This is a genomic window from Bradyrhizobium sp. 179, assembly GCF_023073535.1.
Classification (GTDB): Bacteria; Pseudomonadota; Alphaproteobacteria; order Rhizobiales; family Xanthobacteraceae; genus Bradyrhizobium.
Map to the genome: position 1 here is coordinate 80,626 of NZ_JADPJR010000053.1, position 19,375 is coordinate 100,000.

Here is a 19,375-nt window from a genome sequence, read left to right on the forward strand (position 1 = left end):
CTTTCGTCGGGGGCGGACCTCGCTTACATTTGCCTGAATCTGGGGTCAAAGGGTCGCCGCATGTCCAATATGACCGTTGCCACAGGCCGTCGCTCCCGTTGGGGCCTTTTCATCGCACCCGTTCTCGTCCTGGTCCTCGCGGTCGCCTGGAGCTGTTTCTGGTTCTACGCGGCGTCGCAGGCCGAAATTGCCGCAGACGCCTGGCGCGCGCAGGAGGCCAAATCCGGACGCATCTATGATTGCGCCAAGCGCTCGATCGCGGGATTCCCGTTCCGCTTCGAGGTCCAGTGCTCCGGCGCCAGCGTCGCCCTGGTGTCGCAGAATGCGAGCAAGACGCCGTTTACGGCCAAGCTCGACAACATCCTGGTCGTCGCCCAGGTCTACGACCCCAAGCTCGTCATCGCCGAGTTCTCCGCGCCGGCGACGCTGACTGACGGCGTCACGCAAAACACCTTCGTGGTGAACTGGAGCAAGGGCCGCGCTAGCGTGGTGGGTCTGCCGGCCGTGCCGGATCGCGCCTCCATCGTGTTCGACGATCCCGGCCTCAACCGTCTCGACGGCAGCGTGCCGGTGCCGCTCGCGCGCGCCAAGCAGGTCGAGCTGCACGGCCGCCTCGCGGACGGATCGTCGCCCGATCATCCGGTCATCGAGACGGTGCTCCATGTCGCGCAGGGCAGCATCCAGGGCGTTCATCCCTTGCTCGCCGAGCCGTTCGAGGCCGACACGCGCGCGAAGGTCACCGGCCTCACCGACGTCACGCCAAAACCCTGGCCGCAGCGCTTCCGCGAGATCCAGGCCGCCGGCGGCCATATCGAGATCGTGCAGTCGCGGATCCAGCAGGGCGAGATGATCGCGGTTGCGGCCGGCACGCTCGGCCTCTCGGCCACTGGCCGGCTCGACGGCGAATTGCAGATGACGGTGACGGGCCTCGAGCGCGTGATCCCGGCGCTCGGCATCGACAAGATACTGGAGGAGGGCGTACCGCAGGCAACGCTCGACCGCGTCGCGCCCGGCGTGAAGTCGCAGGATCTCAACAATCTCTTCGGCGCGCTCGACCGCGCCGTTCCGGGGCTCGGCAAGGTCATCAAGCAGAACGCCAATGCCGGCGTCGCCGCCGGCATCAATTCGATCGGCACCGAGAGCACGCTCGAGGGCAAGAAGGCGAGAAGCTTTCCGCTGAAATTCGTCGACGGCGCCGTGCTGCTCGGTCCGGTCAAGGTCGGCCAGATCCCGCCGCTGTATTGACTCGCCGTCATTCCGGAGCATTTGCGAAGCGAATGAACCCGGAATCTCGAGCCGCAATCTCGAGATTCCGGGTTCGCGCTTCGCGCGCCCCGGAATGACGGGAGTGAAGTTACGGCTTCTTCAGCGCAGCGTGCGGCCGGCCGAAATCGGGCGCGGCCGAATCCTGGCCGATCTCGACGATGCCGCGGCGGATGGCGCGGGTGCGGGTGAAGTGGTCGAACAGAGCTTCGCCGTCGCCGCGGCGGATCGCGCGGGTGAGCTTGGCGAGGTCCTCGGTGAAGGTGCCGAGCATCTCCAGCACGGCCTCCTTGTTGGCGAGGAAGACGTCGCGCCACATCGTCGGGTCGGACGCGGCGATCCGGGTGAAATCGCGAAAGCCGCCGGCGGAGAATTTGATCACCTCGGATTCCGTCACCTGCGCCAGCTCGTCGGCCGTGCCGACGATGGTGTAGGCGATCAGATGCGGCAGATGGCTGGTGATCGCGAGCACGAGATCATGATGATCCGGCGTCATGATTTCGACCTTGGCGCCCATCGCCGCCCAGAACGCGCGCAGGCGATCGGTGGCAGCAGCATCGACGCCTTCCGGTGGCGTGAGGATGCACCAGCGGTTGATGAAGAGCTCGGCAAAGCCCGAATCCGGACCGGAATGCTCGGTGCCCGCGACCGGATGCGCCGGCACGAAATGAACGCCCTGCGGCAGATGCGGGGCCATGTCCCTGACCACCGCGCCCTTGACCGAGCCGACGTCGGAGATGATTGCACCCGGCTTGAGATGCGCGGCGATCTCCCGCGCGACCTCGCCACAGGCGCCGACGGGAATGCAGAGGATGACGAGATCGGCATCCTTCACCGCTTCCGCGTTGGTCGCCACGACGTGGTCGACGATGCCGAGCTCGGCGACCCGCGCGCGCGTCTTTTCCGAGCGCGCGGTGGTGACGATCTCACTCACCAAGCCCTGGAGCTTCGCAGCGCGCGCGATCGAGCCGCCGATCAGGCCAAAGCCGATCAGCGCGACGCGCTGGAAGTGCGCCTGCGCGCTCATTTGCCGCCCATGAAGTCGCGCAAGGCCTCGACCACGAGGCGGTTGGCCTCCTCGGTGCCGATAGTCATGCGCAGCGCATGCGGCAGGCCGTAATTCTTCAGCGCGCGCAGCACCAGGCCCCGCTCGGTGAGGAAGGCGTCGGCATCATCCGCGGTCTTGCCCTTGTCGGTCGGGAAGTGGATCAGCACGAAATTGGCGACGCTCTGCGTCACCTTCAGCCCGATCTTGCCGATCTCCTCGGTCAGCCGGTTGCGCCAGGTCTCGGTGAACTGCTTCGACATCGCCTGGTGCGCGGTGTCCTCGATCGCGGCGACCGCGGCATACATCGCCGGCGTCGACACGTTGAAGGGACCGCGGATGCGGTTGACTGCGTCGATGATGTGCTCGGGGCCGAACATCCAGCCGATGCGCAGCGCCGCAAGTCCGTGGATCTTGGAGAAGGTGTGCGTTACCACCGTGTTCTCGGTGGTGGCGACGAGCTCGATTCCCATCTCGTAATCGTTGCGCGAGACGTAGTCGCAATAGGCGGCGTCCAGCACCAGCAGCACCTGCGAGGGCAGGCCGGCGCGCAGGCGCTTGACCTCATCGAACGGCAGATAGGTGCCGGTCGGGTTGTTGGGATTGGCGAGCCAGACCAGTTTTGTCCGCGGTGTCACGGCCTCGAGGATGGCATCGACGTCGGCGGTGAAGTTGGTTTCGGGCGCCACCACGTTCTTGGCCCCGTTCGCCATGGTCGCGATCGGGTAGACCAGGAAGCCGTGGGTGGTCGAGATCGCCTCGTCGCCCTGGCTGAGATAAGTGTGCGCGAGCAGATTGAGGATCTCATCGGAGCCGGCGCCGCAGATGATGCGGTTGGGGTCGAGGCCGAAGCTGCGGCCGATCGCTTCGCGCAGCACGCGCGAGGTGCCTTCCGGATAATCCTCCAGATGATCCGCCACGCGCTTGAACGCCTCGATCGCCTTCGGCGAGGGCCCGAACGGCGTCTCGTTGGCCGAGAGCTTGAACACCTTGCGGCCCGGCTCCGGCACCGGGCTCTTGCCGGGCGTGTAGGGCGCAATATCGAGAATGCCGGGATTCGGCACGGGGCGGGACATCTTCAACTCCGGATTGGCGGGACGGCTCGCGACTTACGATTTCGGCCCGGTCGGGGGCACCGTATAGCGCGTTGCGTGGCTGCCGACGAGGGCCGTGGAGCGCACCGAGGCCCCCGCCTCGATCAGGGCAGCCCTGATCTTGTCGATGCTGGTCGCGCTCGTGACCGAGACCAGCAGGGCGGCGCCGTCGAAGGCGGTATCGGGCACCGCCACGATTTCGGCAAGCGGCGACAGGGCGCGCGCGACCTCGGCGTTCCAGCCCGATACGCGCACGCTGAAGGTCTCGACCTCAGTCACCAGCGCGCTGTCGGCGACGCGCGAGATCGCGAACACCGGCAGTGCAGCCGGATGGTCGGCGCGCTCGACGAACGGCATCCGCGCGATGATCTTGGGCGCGCCGGTCTCTTCCAGCTCCAGCCACCACGGCGTGCGGCTCGAGGTCGCCGAGACCAGCGCCAGGTCGCCCTTCGACTTCGCCACCGCCTCGACCGCGGCCTGCGCGCTGAAATGCGCGATGTAGGGCACGGTGAAGCCGAAATGGAAGCGCGCGGAATCGCGCATCGCCGGCTCGCTCACCGAGATGTCGGCATGCACGGAGAACGGCGCCTGCACATAGGTGAAGGTCGAGATGATGACGCGCCAGATGCTCTCGACCGTGTCGAGCGGCAGGATGCCGCGATGACGCTGGACGAGGTCGCGCATCATGGCGGCCTCGCGCGCCGGCCGGAATGCGGAGCCGACCTCCTGGGTCTGCTTCACCTGGATCAGGCGGTGGATGATGTCGCCGCGCTGCATCAGGAGGCGATGCATGCCCTCGTCGATCGCGTCGATCTCCTTGCGCAATTCCTGAAGCGATGGCGGCGCGGGCGGACGTTGGGACATGACTGACAACGGCTGTTCAGAGGCGTTCCAATGCGGATCGGTCAGTGCCGTCACCGCTGCGGTCGATGTCCTGATTAGGCAGGATAGGCCGCGAAAGCAAAGAGAAATGCTAGGAGAAGCTGGGCCTTTTCAGGCGACGTATCAGGGACGAATGGGGTTAATCCGGACCGCGGCTTGACGAAGACCGCTCCAAACAGTAAGTTTTTGCCTGTTCCGTGGTCATTTGAGCCGGCCGGCTTGCAGCCACGTTAAAAAACTCGCTAAACAGGCCGGGGACGCTTCCGATCCCGGCCGAACCTATCGTTCAGGCCGGGTTTTTTATGGCCTGATGTCACTGCGGTCGTAAGTCTGATCGCAAACGAGGTCGATGCTCAGATGGGTAGCGTCAAGTCGATTCCGAGTCCCGCGATCAGCGCCGACGATCGATCGCACGAGGTAGATCATCCGAGTTCGCAGGTTGTGCATTTCGGCGCCGATCAGCCGCTGCGGCTCGATTGCGGCGTCGATCTCTCCCCGTTCCAGATCGCCTACCAGACCTATGGCGAGCTGAACGCCGATCGCTCCAACGCCATTCTGGTTTGCCATGCGCTGACCGGTGACCAGCATGTCGCCAACGTGCATCCGGTCACCGGCAAGCCCGGCTGGTGGGAGACGCTGGTCGGCCCCGGCCGTCCGCTTGATCCTCAACACTACTTCATCATCTGCTCCAACGTGATCGGCGGCTGCATGGGCTCGACCGGGCCGGCTTCGATCAATCCCGCGACGGGCAAGGTCTGGGGCCTCGATTTCCCCGTCATCACCATTCCCGACATGGTACGGGCGCAGGCGATGCTGATCGACCGGCTCGGCATCGACACGTTGTTCGCGGTGGTGGGCGGCTCGATGGGAGGCATGCAGGTGCTGCAATGGACCGCGGCCTATCCTGCCCGCGTGTACTCCGCGCTGGCGATTGCGTGCTCGACGCGGCACTCGGCGCAGAACATCGCCTTCCACGAGCTCGGCCGCCAGGCCGTGATGGCCGATCCCGATTGGCACAATGGCGGCTATGCCGACCATGGCATCCACCCGCATCGCGGCCTCGCGGTGGCACGGATGGCGGCGCACATCACCTATCTCTCAGACGCCGCGCTGCACCGAAAATTCGGCCGCCGCATGCAGGACCGTGAGCTGCCGACCTTTTCGTTTGACGCCGACTTTCAGGTCGAGTCCTATTTGCGCTATCAGGGCTCGTCCTTCGTCGAGCGCTTCGATGCCAATTCCTATCTCTATCTGACGCGCGCGATGGATTATTTCGACATCGCCGCCGATCATGGTGGCGTGCTGGCAAAGGCGTTCGTGGGCATCAAGACCCGCTTCTGCGTGGTCTCCTTCACCAGCGACTGGCTGTTCCCGACATCGGAATCGCGCGCGCTGGTGCACGCGCTGAATGCGTCGAGCGCGCGGGTGTCGTTCGCCGAAATCGAGACCGATCGCGGCCACGACGCCTTCCTGCTCGACGTCCCCGAATTCTTCGACATCTCGCGGGCCTTCCTGCAATCCGCGGGCAAGGCCCGCGGTCTCAACGGCAAAGGTGGCTAAGATGTCGGTACAGGAGGTGCTGCCGCTGAACGGCGTTGCGACGGGGCCGTCCGGTCAGTTTCGCGCCGATCATCTGCTCGTTGCCGACATGGTCAAGCCCGGCTCGAAGGTGCTCGACGTCGGCTGCGGCGAGGGCGATCTGCTCCAGCTGCTGGAAACGCGTGGCATCGACGGCCGCGGCATCGAGCTGTCGCGCGAGGGCGTCAACCGCTGCGTCGCCAAGGGGCTCGCGGTGGTGCAGGGCGATGCCGATACCGACCTCGTCAACTATCCCGACGACGCCTTCGATTACGTGATCCTGTCGCAGACGCTGCAGGCGACGCGGCAGCCGCGGGTGGTGCTGGAGAACCTGCTGCGCATCGGCCGCCGCGCCATCGTGTCGTTTCCGAATTTCGGCTTCTGGAAGATGCGGCTCCAGCTCCTGATCGGCGGCCACATGCCGCGCACGGAGAATCTGCCGGCAACCTGGTACGACACCGCCAATATCCACTTCTGCACCATCAAGGATTTTGTCGAGCTCTGCGACGAGATCAACGTCAAGATGGAGCGCTCGGTCGCGCTCGACCTCTACGGCCGCCCGGTGCCGCTGAACCTGCCCTGGTGGGTGTGGAACATGTTCGGCGAGCAGGGCGTGTTCCTGCTGAGCAGAGGCGAGGGGAAGTAGTCTCTGTCCGTCATTCCGGGGCGCGCGAAGCGCGAGCCCGGAATCCATCGTGCAACAGCGACCGCGGCCCGATGGATTCCGGGCCTGCGCCTTTCGGCGCATCCCGGAATGACAGCTAATGCGCCGCCAGCGACCTCGGATCGCGCACCGGCCAGCGGCCCGCTTCCACCAGCGTGACGAACCGCTCCACGCTCTCGTTGAATAGCGCCGGCTCTTCGAGGTTGAGGACGTGGCCCGACTTCGGAAACATCGCGAGCCCTGCGGCCGGAAGATGCTTCTTCAGGAACAGGCTCGGTCCGACGCACGGATCGTCCTCGTCGCCACAGATGATCAGCGCCGGCGTTGCAACGCCTCTGATCGCATCCGTCATAGTATAGATCGAGGGACGGCCGCCCTGGAAGCCGCGCATCGTGCGCGCCGATCCCTTGGCATCGTGGCGAGCAAGGGCAGCGTAGAAATCGGCGTGGCCGCGCGGGTCCTTCACCAGGAAGGGAATCCGGCTCGGCGCCTCGCGCGTGACCTTTGCGACCTCGGCGGAGCCGAGCGTCTCGAACTGCTCGGCGTTGGCGCGGCACTGCCTGCGCCAGGCGTCGAGATTCTCGATCTCGGAGCCCGAGCCGACGCCGGCCAGCGTCATCGACAATGCGCGCTGTGGCGCATTAAGCCCGATCTGAAGCGACGAGTAGGCCCCCATCGACAGGCCGACGAGATGGGCGCGCTCGATCCTGAGGTGATCAAGCACCGCGAGCGCGTCGGTGTAGAAATGCGTGTAGGTGTAGGCCTCGCCATCGGGCACGTCGGACGGCGTGTAGCCGCGCGCAGAATAAGTGATGCAGCGATGGCCGCGCGAGAAGTAGCGCATCTGCGGCTCCCAATTGGTGTAGTCGGCCGCGAACTCGTGCAGGAAGATGATCGGCGTACCGGCGCCGGCTTCCTCGAAATACAGACGGCAATCATCCTTCGTCACGGCGTAAGGCATGCGGTTCTCCCTGAGAGTGCTGCGGCATTGGAATGCCGTTCTGCAGTTCACGCATGAGGGTTCTAGCACCGTTAACCTCCGCGCAAAATCTCCCGGGACGTGTCTTGATCTCGCCACATCGGGATTCTGATACGCAAAGTAGATGTCGGCCGCGCACGGGCCGATCGGGGAAGTGGGGGTGTAACGAAGGATGAAGAATGTTCGAGTTGTTTGCGTCTCGCCTGTCGCGTTGTGTTGTCGCGCTGGCGCTCTTCTTCGCGACGGTCGTCGCGTTCGTTTCTCCGGCCTCAGCGCGGCCGCATCATCGTCATAGCGCAGAGCGGCACGCTTACGTGCACCACGCCAGACATCATCACAACCGCCACCATGCCCGCAGCTCGCGCTTCGAGCGCAGCGCGGCGCGATTGCAGGCGAGCGGATTCGCCAACATTCAGGCGAGCTATGATCCGAACGCCAATAGCGGCGGCATGGCCACTAATGGAATAGCCCCTAGCGGCTTGGCCAATAACGCCATGAGCAGCGGCGGTTTCGGCGGCGGATCGGGCCTCGTGTCCGAGGCGCGCCGCTATCTCGGCGGCAATCCCACCGGACGCGGCAGCCTGTGGTGCGCGCGCTTCATGAACATGGTGCTGCAACATACCGGGCATCAGGGCACGGGCTCCGATATGGCGAGTTCGTTCGCGCGCTATGGCACGCGCATCTCCGGTCCGCAGGTCGGCGCCATCGCGGTGATGTCGCGCGGCGGCCGCGGCGGCCATGTCGGGATCATCAGCGGCATCGATGCGCGGGGTAATCCGATCATGATCTCCGGCAACAATGGCAACCGCGTCCGCGAGGCGCCGGTCTCGCGCGGCAAGATCTATGCGTATGTGATGCCGAACTAACGATGGAGCCGAGGGTGGGCAAAGGCGCGAAGCGCCGTGCCCACCAGCGGTGCGTCAACATTCGAAAACGGAAGTGGTGGGCACGCTTCGCTTTGGCCACCCTACGGCAGCGAAGGGTTCGCTCACACCAGTCTCGGCTCTTCCACCGCGACCGCATCGCCGACGCCGATCTCGCCGCCTTTGATCACCTCGGCATAGATGCCGCAATCCATGTGGCCGAGATGGCGCGAGAGCGCCGGCGGGATCTCGAGGTCGCGCTTGGCGGTCACCGGGTCGACGTTGGTCGCCGGGCAGCGCTTGATGCGCTTGACCACCTTCAGCCGCGCCTGCCCGATCGCGAGCGTCTGGTCGACGAGGTCGAGCTCGGACCAAGCCGGCCAACCTCGGACATAGAGATTGGCGCGGAAACGCAGGGGGTGGACGGCGGCGCCGAGCATGGTCTCGAGGGCGCGGACGCTGTCGAGATTGATGATGGACACGACCTTGCGGGCGACGTCGGAGAAGCTGTGGTCGCGGCCGGACAGGACCTTGGGCGGGCCCTTCAGTTCCGGCTGAAAGTTCTCGCTGAAATAGCTCTCGATGGCGGCGCGCCCGGCAGCGGTCTCGAGATCGCCGCTGGCGACGATCTGGCCGTCCTTGCGGATGGTCAGGCGATTGGTCGCGTCCTCGAACCAGCTGTCGAGGGAGGCCAGTCGCTCATTGCGCGCCAGCATCAGAAACTGGATTTTCGGCTTCCACTGGGGCGCCTCGGGATCGAACCCGCTCGGCCCGTTCTCAATGGCGTAGCGGCGGTCGGCGGGCAGGGTCTGGCCGCTCCGCAACACGACGCGGGTCAGGTGTTCCGGCGTCAGGCCCTTGATCGGGTAGCGGTAGAGGCCGGTAATCTCGGCGGTGCGGCTGGCTATCATGCCGCTACTTAGGGGATTCGGCAGGCCCGCGCCAAGCGGCCCGTGAGCGCACGAAATTGTGAACGCGCCTCTTCCGCATCAGCGACCCGCTTCCCACATTTGCCTCAGGTCGGCGGCACCGCCGGCAGAACACGACTGTTACCGGTTGAAACGTCAATACGGTGATCGGAAACCCAATGAAGATGCCGTCTGGAGTGCCTTTGAGGGCTCCGAGGGCAGGCCGAGGGATAGAAAAGACATGAATATCGAGAAGTACACCGAACGCTCCAGGGGCTTCATCCAATCCGCGCAGTCGCTTGCGATGCGCGAGGGGCACCAGCAGTTTTCCACCCTGCATGTGCTGAAGGTCCTGCTGGACGACACTGAAGGGCTGGCTGCCGGTCTGATCGAGCGCGCCGGCGGCAATTCGCGTGCAATCCTGAAGGCGACCGAGGACGCGCTGAACAGGGTACCGAAGGTCTCCGGCGGCGGCGCTGGCCAGATCTATCTCGCGCCCGAGCTCGCCCGCACCTTCGATGCGGCCGAGAAGGCCGGCGAGAAGGCCGGCGACAGTTTTGTCACCGTCGAGCGGCTGCTGCTCGGTCTGGCGCTGGAGAAGACCAGCGAGGCCGGCACGATCCTCAATAAGGGCGGTGTCACCCCGCAAAATCTCAATGCGGCCATTGAAGCGCTGCGCAAGGGCCGCACCGCGGACAGCGCGACCGCCGAGAATGCCTACGACGCGCTGAAGAAATATGCCCGCGACCTCACCCAGGCGGCGCGCGACGGCAAGCTCGACCCGGTCATCGGCCGTGACGAGGAGATTCGCCGCACCATCCAGGTGCTGTCGCGCCGGACCAAGAACAATCCCGTGCTGATCGGTGAGCCCGGCGTCGGCAAGACCGCCATCGCCGAGGGCTTGGCGCTGCGCATCGTCAATGGCGATGTGCCCGACAGCCTCAAGGACAAGAAGTTGCTTGCGCTCGACTTGGGCGCCCTGATCGCCGGCGCGAAGTATCGTGGTGAATTCGAGGAGCGGCTGAAGGCCGTGCTCCAGGAAGTCACCGCGAGCGAGGGCACCTACGTCCTGTTCATCGATGAGATGCACACGCTGATCGGCGCCGGCAAGGGCGATGGCGCGATGGACGCCTCCAACCTGCTCAAGCCGGCGCTCGCCCGCGGCGAGCTGCACTGCATCGGCGCGACCACGCTCGACGAGTACCAGAAGCACGTCGAGAAGGATGCGGCGCTGGCGCGGCGCTTCCAGCCGATCTTCATCAGCGAGCCGTCGGTCGAGGATACCATCTCGATCCTGCGCGGCTTGAAGGACAAGTACGAGCAGCACCATGGCGTACGGATCACCGATTCGGCGCTTGTGGCGTCCGCGACCCTGTCCAACCGCTACATCACCGACCGCTTCCTGCCCGACAAGGCCATTGACCTCATGGACGAGGCCGCGGCGCGGCTGAAGATGCAGGTCGATTCCAAGCCCGAAGAGTTGGACTCGCTCGACCGCGAGATCATCCGGCTCAAGATCGAGCAGGAGGCGCTGAAGAAGGAAAGCGATGCCGGCTCCAAGTCCCGGCTCCAGACGCTGGAGAAGGACCTTGCCGAGCTCGAGGAGAAGTCTGCGGCACTGACGGCGCGCTGGAGCGCGGAGAAGAGCAAGCTCTCCGATGCCCAGAAGCTGAAGGCCGAGCTCGACGGCCTGCGAGTCGAGCTGGCCAACGCCCAGCGGCGCGGCGAATTCCAGAAGGCCGGCGAGCTGGCCTATGGAAGGATCCCGGAGCTGGAGAAGAAGCTCGCGGAGATCGAGGCCAAGGAGAACGCCGGCGAGATGATGGAGGAGGCGGTCACCGCCAACCACATCGCGCAGGTGGTCTCGCGCTGGACCGGCGTGCCCGTCGACAAGATGCTGGAAGGCGAGAAGGAGAAGCTCCTGAAGATGGAGGATCAGCTCGGCAAGCGCGTCGTCGGCCAGGCCGAAGCCGTGCGTGCGGTCGCAACCGCCGTGCGCCGCTCGCGCGCAGGCCTGCAGGACCCGAACCGGCCGACCGGCTCGTTCATGTTCTTGGGCCCCACCGGCGTCGGCAAGACCGAGCTGACCAAGGCGCTTGCCGAGTACCTGTTCAACGACGAGACCGCGATGGTCCGCCTCGACATGTCCGAATACATGGAGAAGCACTCGGTCTCGCGGCTGATCGGCGCGCCTCCGGGCTATGTCGGCTATGACGAGGGCGGCGCGCTCACCGAAGCGGTGCGGCGCCGGCCCTATCAGGTGGTGCTGTTCGACGAGATCGAGAAGGCGCATCCCGACGTGTTCAACGTCCTGCTCCAGGTGCTCGACGATGGCCGCCTGACCGATGGCCAGGGCCGCACGGTCGACTTCCGCAACACGCTGATCATCATGACCTCGAACCTCGGTTCGGAATTTCTGGTCAACCAGCCGGAAGGCGAGGACACCTCGGCCGTGCGCGAGCAGGTGATGGGAATGGTGCGTGGGCATTTCCGCCCCGAATTCCTCAACCGCGTCGACGAGATCATCCTGTTCCACCGCTTGCAGAAGAGCGAGATGGGCCGGATCGTCGAGATCCAGTTCGCGCGGCTGCAGAAGCTCCTCAGCGATCGCAAGATCGTGCTGACGCTCGATGCCGCAGGCCGCGACTGGCTTGCTGCCAAAGGCTGGGATCCCGCCTACGGCGCACGGCCGCTGAAGCGGGTGATTCAGCGCTATCTCCAGGACCCGCTCGCCGAGATGATCTTGGCCGGCGAGATCAGCGACGGCGACAGGGTTGCGATCTCGTCCGAGGGCAACGTGCTGACCTTCAACGGCAAGGCGCCGCAAACCGCGGAGATCGCCCAGTTCGAGGCCCCGGTGCCGAAGCGGAAGCTGAACTGAGCGTATCTGCCGCCTGAAGCAACAGGACGCCCCGGAGAGATCTATCTTTCCGGGGCGAATTCGTCGGTTGGCTTGCTGGCTAGCTGAGCGCGGACGCGGAGCCGGGAGCGGCGGGGCCTTGCTCCTCGTCGTCCTCCTCGAGCTCCGAGAGAATATCCACCAGCTCGCGCACCCGGCCCTGCGCCAGCGGCCGCAAGTCGTTGATCATCGGCTCGTCATTGGCGAGCCAGGCCTGGGCTTCGGCGAGTTCCTCGGCCGTCGCGCCGGTCCCGATGATCTGGGCAATGGTGACGTCATCGGCCCGGTCCACGGCCTTGACGACATCGTCACGTGAGAGGCGCGTCATGGGCGATCCTCCTGCTGGTACGCTTCCGTCAGCGTCTAACCGGGAACCCGAGCCTGGGTTCCGCGGTCAGCTCTTGTTCGGCGATTGCTACTTCTTCACCGCCTTGTAGATCGCATTCTCCACGTCCGAGGTGAAGTAAATGACGCCGCTCGCACCGACCGCGACGCCCGTCGGGATATGCGTCGGCAGGCCGCCGGGTGCGCCTGTCAGGCCGATCGGAAGATTGGCCGCGATCTCCGTCACCTTGCCGGTCTCCGGCGCGATCTCGACCAATCGTTTGGCGCCGACTTCCGCCACGATCAGCTTGCCGTCGCTGGCGCGCGCAATGCCTTCGGGCATTTTCAGCTCCTTGGCGAGCACGGTCTTTGCGCCGTTCTTGTCGATCCGGGAGACGGCGCCGGAGAAGGCCTCGGTGACATAGACTTCGCCAGCCGATCCGCCGACGAGACCCACCGGTCCCTCGAGATCGCCGATCAGCGTGGCGCGATCCTGGCCATGCTCACCGCTCACCTTGACCAGCGATTTGGTGCCGAGCTCGGCCACCAGAATGCTGCCGTCCGCGAGCACAATCGCGTCATGCGGGGCCTTGAAACCGTGCAGCATGTCCCGCGTGGCGCCGGTCTTGCCGTCGATCACCTGCACCGTGCCGGTGAACCAGCTCGACAGGACCACGTCGTTGCCCTTCGCAGTCGCGCTCATCGGATATTCGAGATTGACGCCGGCGGCGTGCATGCGCGCCTTCTCGGTGACCTCGCCGGTGGCACCGTCGACCGTACGATAGGCGAACACGTCGGCGACATGGATGGTATCCTTGCCATTGTCCGAGGTGACGCCGATGCCGCCGGGCAGGGCCAGCTTGCCGATGATAATTTGCTTGGCCTGGCCGGTCGCCGGATCGACCTCCTGGATGCCGTTATCGGCCATGTTGGAGACGTAGATGCGGTCCTTGCCGTCGATCGCGAGATTGTCCAACGACGGCTTCAGTTGCGCGACCATGGTCTTGGCGCCGGACTTCGGATCGACCCGGACGAGCTGGCCGAGCGCGGTGTCGACGACAAAGAGGTTGCCTTTGGAATCGAAATTCACCGCGGCCGGAACCTTGAAGCCATCGGCGACGACGGTCAGCTCGGCCTTGTCGACGTCGACTTTTGCGACCTGTCCCTTGAACCAGAGCGGACCGTAGAGCTTGTCGCCGGGACCGAACTCGAAGCCGTTGAGGCCGCCCATCTTCTCCATGATCTGGCGCGGCGGCTTGATGCCCTCGACGTCGATCTCGTAGAGCGTGTCGCCGAGGAAGACGGTGGTGGCGTAGAGCCTGCCGTCCTTGCGGAAGGCGAGCGAGTTGATACCGGGAAGGCCGGAAGCAAGCTTCTTGATCGGGCCATCACCCTTGCGGGCATAGAGATCGCCGGCGAGGAAACCGGTCCAGGCCATGGTGCCGTCGGGCGCGAACGCGATGTCGTCGGCCATTCCGATCGGCGCGGGGATCGCGATCTTGGCCGTGCCGCCTGCGATGTCGACCTCGTAGAGCGCGGCGCCGGCGACACTGCCGGCAAACAGATGGCCGGCCTTGTCGATGCCGAGCCCGTGGACGCCGTGGAATGCGGAGCCCGGGACGAGCTTGGTGACCTCCCAGGTTGCCGGCAAGGTCTCAGCCGATGCACTCGTGATGGAGAAAACTGCAGCAACCAGGGCTGCGCAGGCGAGCCTGTTCTTCATGGCGAGACCTCCCTTTTTCGGAAAGTATTCGCCCGTCGAGCGGCTTTGGCAAACGAAACTTGACGTTGTGAGGTGGCGCGCGGCCGCGCCGATTTAGCGGTTCGTCACCTGCAACGGTCCGCCGGTCGCATCCGACATCCTCGCGATGGCGCCGCCGCGGCCGCTCATCATGCCGTCGAGCCGGTCGCGCTCTTTCTCGAAGCTCGCCAGCATCGGGCCCTCCAGCGAGCGCCCGCGCGGCAGCTTTACCCGCATCGGATCGACGAAGCGTCCGTTGACCAGGATCTCGTAGTGAACGTGCGGGCCGGTCGACAGGCCGGATGAGCCGACGAAGCCGATCACCTGGCCCTGCCGCACCTTCTTGCCGACTTCCATGCCCTTGGCGAAGGCCGACATGTGGCCGTAGGCGGTCTCGTAGCCGTTGGCGTGCTTGATGCGGATGTACTTGCCGTAGCCGCCCTCGGGGCCGGCCTTCTCGATCATGCCGTTGCCGGAGGCGAAGATCGGCGTGCCGTAGGTGGTGGCCCAGTCGACGCCGGTGTGCATCTTCACGTAGCCGAGGATCGGATGGCGGCGGCCGCCGAAGCCGGAGCGCATGATGGCGTTGTTGACGGGCTTCCTGACCAGGAACTTCTTCGCGCTCTTGCCGGTCTCGTCGTAGTAGTCGACGACGCCGTCGTCGGGGCTCTGGTAGCGGTAATATTTCTTGGTCTCGCCGCCGACGGTGAGCGAAGCGAACAGCACCTCGTTCTTCTCGCTCGCGGTCACGCCCTCGTCCTCGCCGGCGTAGAACACGTCGAAGGAATCGCCTGGCTGCACCTTGCGCTGAAAATCGACGTCGTAGGAGTAGATCTTGATCATGTCGTCGATGACAGGCATCGGCACCTTGTTGCGCATCGCGGTCTCGTAGATGCTCTGATAGAGCCGCACGCCGGAGCCGTCATCGTCGTCATCGTCGTCGCTGTTGGCGCTGGCCGCAGCGTCGGTGACGGTGTTCATGCTGGAGACGTCAACCGCGACGTATTTGCCGAGATCGGACAGCGCCGCGATCGCCTCGACCATGGTGTCATTGGCGACGACGACGCGGTAGGGCTGCAGGCGCGCGCCGGGGCTTGCGGGCGCCATCAGGATGCGGAGCTTCTCGCCTTCCTTCAGACCACCGTCGCGGCCGCGCGGACCGAGCGTTGCGGTGATCGCCTTGATCTCGTCGGCGGTGGCGCCGAGATCGCGCAGCACGCCAGCGACGCTGTCGCCCTTCTTGACCATGTGGACGCGTTCGCCGTTGGGATTGCCGCCGGTGATCTGCTCCTTGGTCTTGGGCAGCAGCGTGACGTTTTCCGGCACCACGCGCGTCTCGAAGCCGGCATAGGGATCGGACGGCGATACTTCGGTGGCATAGGCCATCTTGATGTCGGAGGCGCCGGTCGCGCCGGAGACGTCGGCGGCGGCATTGGCGAGCGAGGCGTAGCGCACCCCGCCATTGCCGCGCCAATTGGCGGCATCGCGCACCCGCATCAGGATGTCGTCGAGCGCCACCACCGCGGAAATCTTGGCCTTCGGCAGCACAGGCGACAGGTCCTTGGTGACGAAGGAGACCTCGGCGTCGGGCTCGACGGCTTCGGGATTGTTCGGGTCGTCGGAGGCGGTCTTCGGATCGGAGCCGACGTCGGTGAGCATGCGCTGGGCGTTGAACGGCGGAATCTTCGCCGACAGATCGCTCGTCGTCATCGACAGATTGCCGGCGATGCGGACGAACGGGCGCACCCGCATCACGTCGCGGTTGCCGACGCGGGCGACCGTGGAGACGCGGACGATGTTGCGCGAAGCCGTGGATTCGCTTGGCGGCGGCAGGCGGTCGCTCTTGTGCAGCGTGGCGGCGCGATCGGCTGCGCCGAATGCACCGCGCAGCGCGCCTTCGACCCGCTCCGGCACTTTGGCGAAGGTCATCTCGCCATCGAGCGACGCAAAAACGGCGCCGCCGATGAGGGCCGCGCCGCAGAGTCCGGTCAGAATCGTCCCGCTGAACCATTGTACCGAGACTCGGCGGCGATCGATCACGGCGGCCTCAGAACCGTCGACCGACAGCGGCGGCTCGTGGCCGAGATCGATGATCCCGGTCTCACGCCCGTAAGCGCTGCGTGACGTCCTGTGGTTCAACCCAAAGTCCCCCAATTCAACGACCCAAAAGCCCCGTATCGAGCCTTTTCCCGGTCGCCCTCTTCGAGGCGTATCGCAGGAAAAGGGCAAGCCGCATAGGCGTTCGCGGTCAGAAGGCCCCGATGACGGGCCGGCCGAAATTACGAACAGCTAAACGGAAAAAGGTCTCTCGATGTCTCTCGAATGCCGGAGGAAGGCCGCGCCATCTGCAAGATCGCCTTCCTCTGACCCATGAAAACCGCCGGCAGCCCCCACTGGCATCCCCGCGATTCAAGCTTGTCTCTTATCAGAACGCCGCGGGATTGTGGCTCAAGTACGGCGCCTCCTATGGAAAAAGTTTCCTGAAGGGCGGTCGCGGGAGGCCTCCTTGGACGGGCGTCCCAAGCCCTCTCCCAAGCCGCCTCCGAAGCCCGCTCCAGAGCCCGCAGGGGCCCAAACTTTTTTCAGTTTTTTCCTCGCACAGCATCGGCCCGGCCGTTCTCCGTCCTCCTAAGTGGCTGTAAACACGAGAAATTTTCAGGTGGTCCACTGTGCGACGATTTGTTGACGATGGGCGTTGACAATCCCGATGAGGGGGGACTATAACCCCAACCACTGAGCGCGGCGCCGCCGGGTCACTGACCAAGGCGAGCGAACGCGCCACTGATGCTCCTCACCTTGTTGAGTGACACAACAATCGACACCAGTCGGTTGGAGTCATTCATCGTCGGTAAGGGTGTCGGAACCCTTCCACGCTGGAAGGTTGGGGTCTCCAAGGTCCCGGGCTGTTTGACAAGTGAAGATGAAGAAAGAGAAACGTGGACGGCGGAGTCCTTGCGGGTCTCGCTTCTGAGAAGCTTCGGCTTTTCTGATCGAGACCGGACGAAAGACTTCGGCGGTACACGTTTCAAAGGTAACACCATGGCCTCTTCATTGAGGTCAGTTCGCAAGCGATGTGAATCGCTTCGCGAGTATGGTGGGACCTCGTCAAACGTTGTGATCAGCCGGTTCAAAGTTCAAGTCCAACTTGAGAGTTTGATCCTGGCTCAGAGCGAACGCTGGCGGCAGGCTTAACACATGCAAGTCGAGCGGGCGTAGCAATACGTCAGCGGCAGACGGGTGAGTAACGCGTGGGAACGTACCTTTTGGTTCGGAACAACACAGGGAAACTTGTGCTAATACCGGATAAGCCCTTACGGGGAAAGATTTATCGCCGAAAGATCGGCCCGCGTCTGATTAGCTAGTTGGTGAGGTAATGGCTCACCAAGGCGACGATCAGTAGCTGGTCTGAGAGGATGATCAGCCACATTGGGACTGAGACACGGCCCAAACTCCTACGGGAGGCAGCAGTGGGGAATATTGGACAATGGGGGCAACCCTGATCCAGCCATGCCGCGTGAGTGATGAAGGCCCTAGGGTTGTAAAGCTCTTTTGTGCGGGAAGATAATGACGGTACCGCAAGAATAAGCCCCGGCTAACTTCGTGCCAGCAGCCGCGGTAATACGAAGGGGGCTAGCGTTGCTCGGAATCACTGGGCGTAAAGGGTGCGTAGGCGGGTCTTTAAGTCAGGGGTGAAATCCTGGAGCTCAACTCCAGAACTGCCTTTGATACTGAAGATCTTGAGTTCGGGAGAGGTGAGTGGAACTGCGAGTGTAGAGGTGAAATTCGTAGATATTCGCAAGAACACCAGTGGCGAAGGCGGCTCACTGGCCCGATACTGACGCTGAGGCACGAAAGCGTGGGGAGCAAACAGGATTAGATACCCTGGTAGTCCACGCCGTAAACGATGAATGCCAGCCGTTAGTGGGTTTACTCACTAGTGGCGCAGCTAACGCTTTAAGCATTCCGCCTGGGGAGTACGGTCGCAAGATTAAAACTCAAAGGAATTGACGGGGGCCCGCACAAGCGGTGGAGCATGTGGTTTAATTCGACGCAACGCGCAGAACCTTACCAGCCCTTGACATGTCCAGGACCGGTCGCAGAGATGTGACCTTCTCTTCGGAGCCTGGAACACAGGTGCTGCATGGCTGTCGTCAGCTCGTGTCGTGAGATGTTGGGTTAAGTCCCGCAACGAGCGCAACCCCCGTCCTTAGTTGCTACCATTTAGTTGAGCACTCTAAGGAGACTGCCGGTGATAAGCCGCGAGGAAGGTGGGGATGACGTCAAGTCCTCATGGCCCTTACGGGCTGGGCTACACACGTGCTACAATGGCGGTGACAATGGGATGCTAAGGGGCGACCCTTCGCAAATCTCAAAAAGCCGTCTCAGTTCGGATTGGGCTCTGCAACTCGAGCCCATGAAGTTGGAATCGCTAGTAATCGTGGATCAGCACGCCACGGTGAATACGTTCCCGGGCCTTGTACACACCGCCCGTCACACCATGGGAGTTGGCTTTACCTGAAGACGGTGCGCTAACCCGCAAGGGAGGCAGCCGGCCACGGTAGGGTCAGCGACTGGGGTGAAGTCGTAACAAGGTAGCCGTAGGGGAACCTGCGGCTGGATCACCTCCTTTCTAAGGATGATCCTTCAGCGAGCTCACGCTCACTATCGGATCGTTTTAGAAACATCAGTGGCCAACAGATCGCCAGATCGTTGAGCTGCATTGGCGGGATTTCGCCGTCTTCGTTTCTCTTTCTTCGCGGACGAACACGCGCCGGGGCTGCGCTGTGCGATTGCATTCGGCGCTGGTCGCCGATGCATGCACGCAAGACCCTAGTCCTGATAAGGATAGCGTTAGGGGCTTGTAGCTCAGTTGGTTAGAGCGCGCGCTTGATAAGCGTGAGGTCGGAAGTTCAAGTCTTCCCAGGCCCACCACGCTTCGCCGTTGGCTTTGCGTGGCACCGCCACGCGAGACAAGAAGCGAAGCGTGTCCGGCATAGCCCCTCGGGCGGCGCCGGACTTAAGAGAGGCGCTTCGTCTTCTGGTTACGGGGCCATAGCTCAGCTGGGAGAGCGCGTGCTTTGCAAGCATGAGGTCGTCGGTTCGATCCCGTCTGGCTCCACCAGCCTCCGCAGGCT

The 19,375-nt window shown here is 64.1% G+C and carries 13 protein-coding genes, 2 tRNA genes, 1 rRNA gene and 1 riboswitch; of the genes, 8 read left to right on the plus strand and 8 right to left on the minus strand.

Going from position 1 to position 19,375, the window contains the following annotated elements; genetic code table 11:
• Positions 1 to 60 precede the first annotated feature (60 nt).
• Positions 61 to 1,245 (plus strand): DUF2125 domain-containing protein, encoded by a 1,185-nt coding sequence (locus tag IVB12_RS12010; RefSeq protein WP_247299082.1) that lies wholly within the window; start codon positions 61 to 63, stop codon positions 1,243 to 1,245.
• A gap of 109 nt (positions 1,246 to 1,354) precedes the next feature.
• Here IVB12_RS12010 and IVB12_RS12015 read toward each other — a convergent pair whose 3' ends face one another.
• From IVB12_RS12015 to IVB12_RS12025, 3 genes are read right to left on the minus strand one after another with little or no spacing between them, the layout of a single operon-like run.
• On the minus strand, positions 1,355 to 2,290 hold the full coding sequence (locus IVB12_RS12015; protein WP_247299084.1) for a prephenate/arogenate dehydrogenase family protein: 936 nt from the start codon (positions 2,288 to 2,290) through the stop codon (positions 1,355 to 1,357).
• On the minus strand, positions 2,287 to 3,384 hold the full coding sequence (gene hisC, locus IVB12_RS12020) for a histidinol-phosphate transaminase (protein ID WP_247299086.1): 1,098 nt from the start codon (positions 3,382 to 3,384) through the stop codon (positions 2,287 to 2,289). The genes IVB12_RS12015 and hisC overlap by 4 nt, the downstream gene beginning before the upstream one ends.
• 33 nt (positions 3,385 to 3,417) lie before the next feature.
• Entirely contained in the window at positions 3,418 to 4,266 is an 849-nt protein-coding gene (locus tag IVB12_RS12025; protein WP_247299088.1) for a chorismate mutase, read from the minus strand.
• Between the two features lie 205 nt (positions 4,267 to 4,471).
• A riboswitch (SAM riboswitch) is annotated at positions 4,472 to 4,551 on the plus strand.
• A gap of 90 nt (positions 4,552 to 4,641) precedes the next feature.
• Between IVB12_RS12025 and IVB12_RS12030 the strand changes: the two genes are divergently transcribed.
• Entirely contained in the window at positions 4,642 to 5,844 is a 1,203-nt protein-coding gene (locus tag IVB12_RS12030; RefSeq protein ID WP_247299090.1) for a homoserine O-acetyltransferase, read from the plus strand.
• Between the two features lies 1 nt (position 5,845).
• Complete coding sequence (metW, locus tag IVB12_RS12035; protein WP_247299092.1) at positions 5,846 to 6,508, plus strand: methionine biosynthesis protein MetW; 663 nt, start codon at positions 5,846 to 5,848, stop codon at positions 6,506 to 6,508.
• Between the two features lie 115 nt (positions 6,509 to 6,623).
• Here metW and IVB12_RS12040 read toward each other — a convergent pair whose 3' ends face one another.
• Complete coding sequence (locus tag IVB12_RS12040; RefSeq protein WP_247299094.1) at positions 6,624 to 7,487, minus strand: alpha/beta hydrolase; 864 nt, start codon at positions 7,485 to 7,487, stop codon at positions 6,624 to 6,626.
• Positions 7,488 to 7,684: 197 nt separating this feature from the next.
• Between IVB12_RS12040 and IVB12_RS12045 the strand changes: the two genes are divergently transcribed.
• Entirely contained in the window at positions 7,685 to 8,371 is a 687-nt protein-coding gene (locus IVB12_RS12045; protein ID WP_247299096.1) for a TIGR02594 family protein, read from the plus strand.
• 122 nt (positions 8,372 to 8,493) lie between these two features.
• Here IVB12_RS12045 and IVB12_RS12050 read toward each other — a convergent pair whose 3' ends face one another.
• Positions 8,494 to 9,279 (minus strand): MOSC domain-containing protein, encoded by a 786-nt coding sequence (locus IVB12_RS12050; protein WP_247299098.1) that lies wholly within the window; start codon positions 9,277 to 9,279, stop codon positions 8,494 to 8,496.
• Between the two features lie 238 nt (positions 9,280 to 9,517).
• Between IVB12_RS12050 and clpB the strand changes: the two genes are divergently transcribed.
• Positions 9,518 to 12,157: an ATP-dependent chaperone ClpB gene (gene clpB / locus IVB12_RS12055; protein WP_247299100.1), complete on the plus strand. Its 2,640-nt coding sequence runs from the start codon at positions 9,518 to 9,520 to the stop codon at positions 12,155 to 12,157.
• Between the two features lie 79 nt (positions 12,158 to 12,236).
• On the opposite strand, the gene IVB12_RS12060 is transcribed toward clpB, so the two are convergent.
• From IVB12_RS12060 to IVB12_RS12070, 3 genes are all read right to left on the minus strand, one after another.
• Positions 12,237 to 12,503 carry a hypothetical protein gene (locus IVB12_RS12060; RefSeq protein WP_247276784.1) on the minus strand — a complete coding sequence of 89 codons (267 nt, stop codon included), beginning with the start codon at positions 12,501 to 12,503 and terminating at the stop codon, positions 12,237 to 12,239.
• An 87-nt stretch (positions 12,504 to 12,590) separates the two neighbouring features.
• Positions 12,591 to 14,222, minus strand: a complete 1,632-nt coding sequence (locus IVB12_RS12065) for a hypothetical protein (protein ID WP_247299102.1) — start codon at positions 14,220 to 14,222, stop codon at positions 12,591 to 12,593.
• A gap of 93 nt (positions 14,223 to 14,315) precedes the next feature.
• Positions 14,316 to 16,379 (minus strand): M23 family metallopeptidase, encoded by a 2,064-nt coding sequence (locus IVB12_RS12070; RefSeq protein ID WP_247299104.1) that lies wholly within the window; start codon positions 16,377 to 16,379, stop codon positions 14,316 to 14,318.
• A gap of 1,002 nt (positions 16,380 to 17,381) precedes the next feature.
• Here IVB12_RS12070 and IVB12_RS12075 point away from each other — a divergent pair.
• The 3 genes from IVB12_RS12075 to IVB12_RS12085 all read left to right on the plus strand — a co-directional run bounded on the left by IVB12_RS12075 (position 17,382) and on the right by IVB12_RS12085 (position 19,362).
• Positions 17,382 to 18,870: ribosomal RNA gene (locus IVB12_RS12075) — 16S ribosomal RNA — on the plus strand.
• A 225-nt stretch (positions 18,871 to 19,095) separates the two neighbouring features.
• Positions 19,096 to 19,172: transfer RNA gene (locus IVB12_RS12080), tRNA-Ile, on the plus strand.
• Positions 19,173 to 19,286: 114 nt separating this feature from the next.
• Positions 19,287 to 19,362 (plus strand) — tRNA-Ala (locus IVB12_RS12085).
• The last annotated feature ends 13 nt before the right edge of the window (positions 19,363 to 19,375 follow it).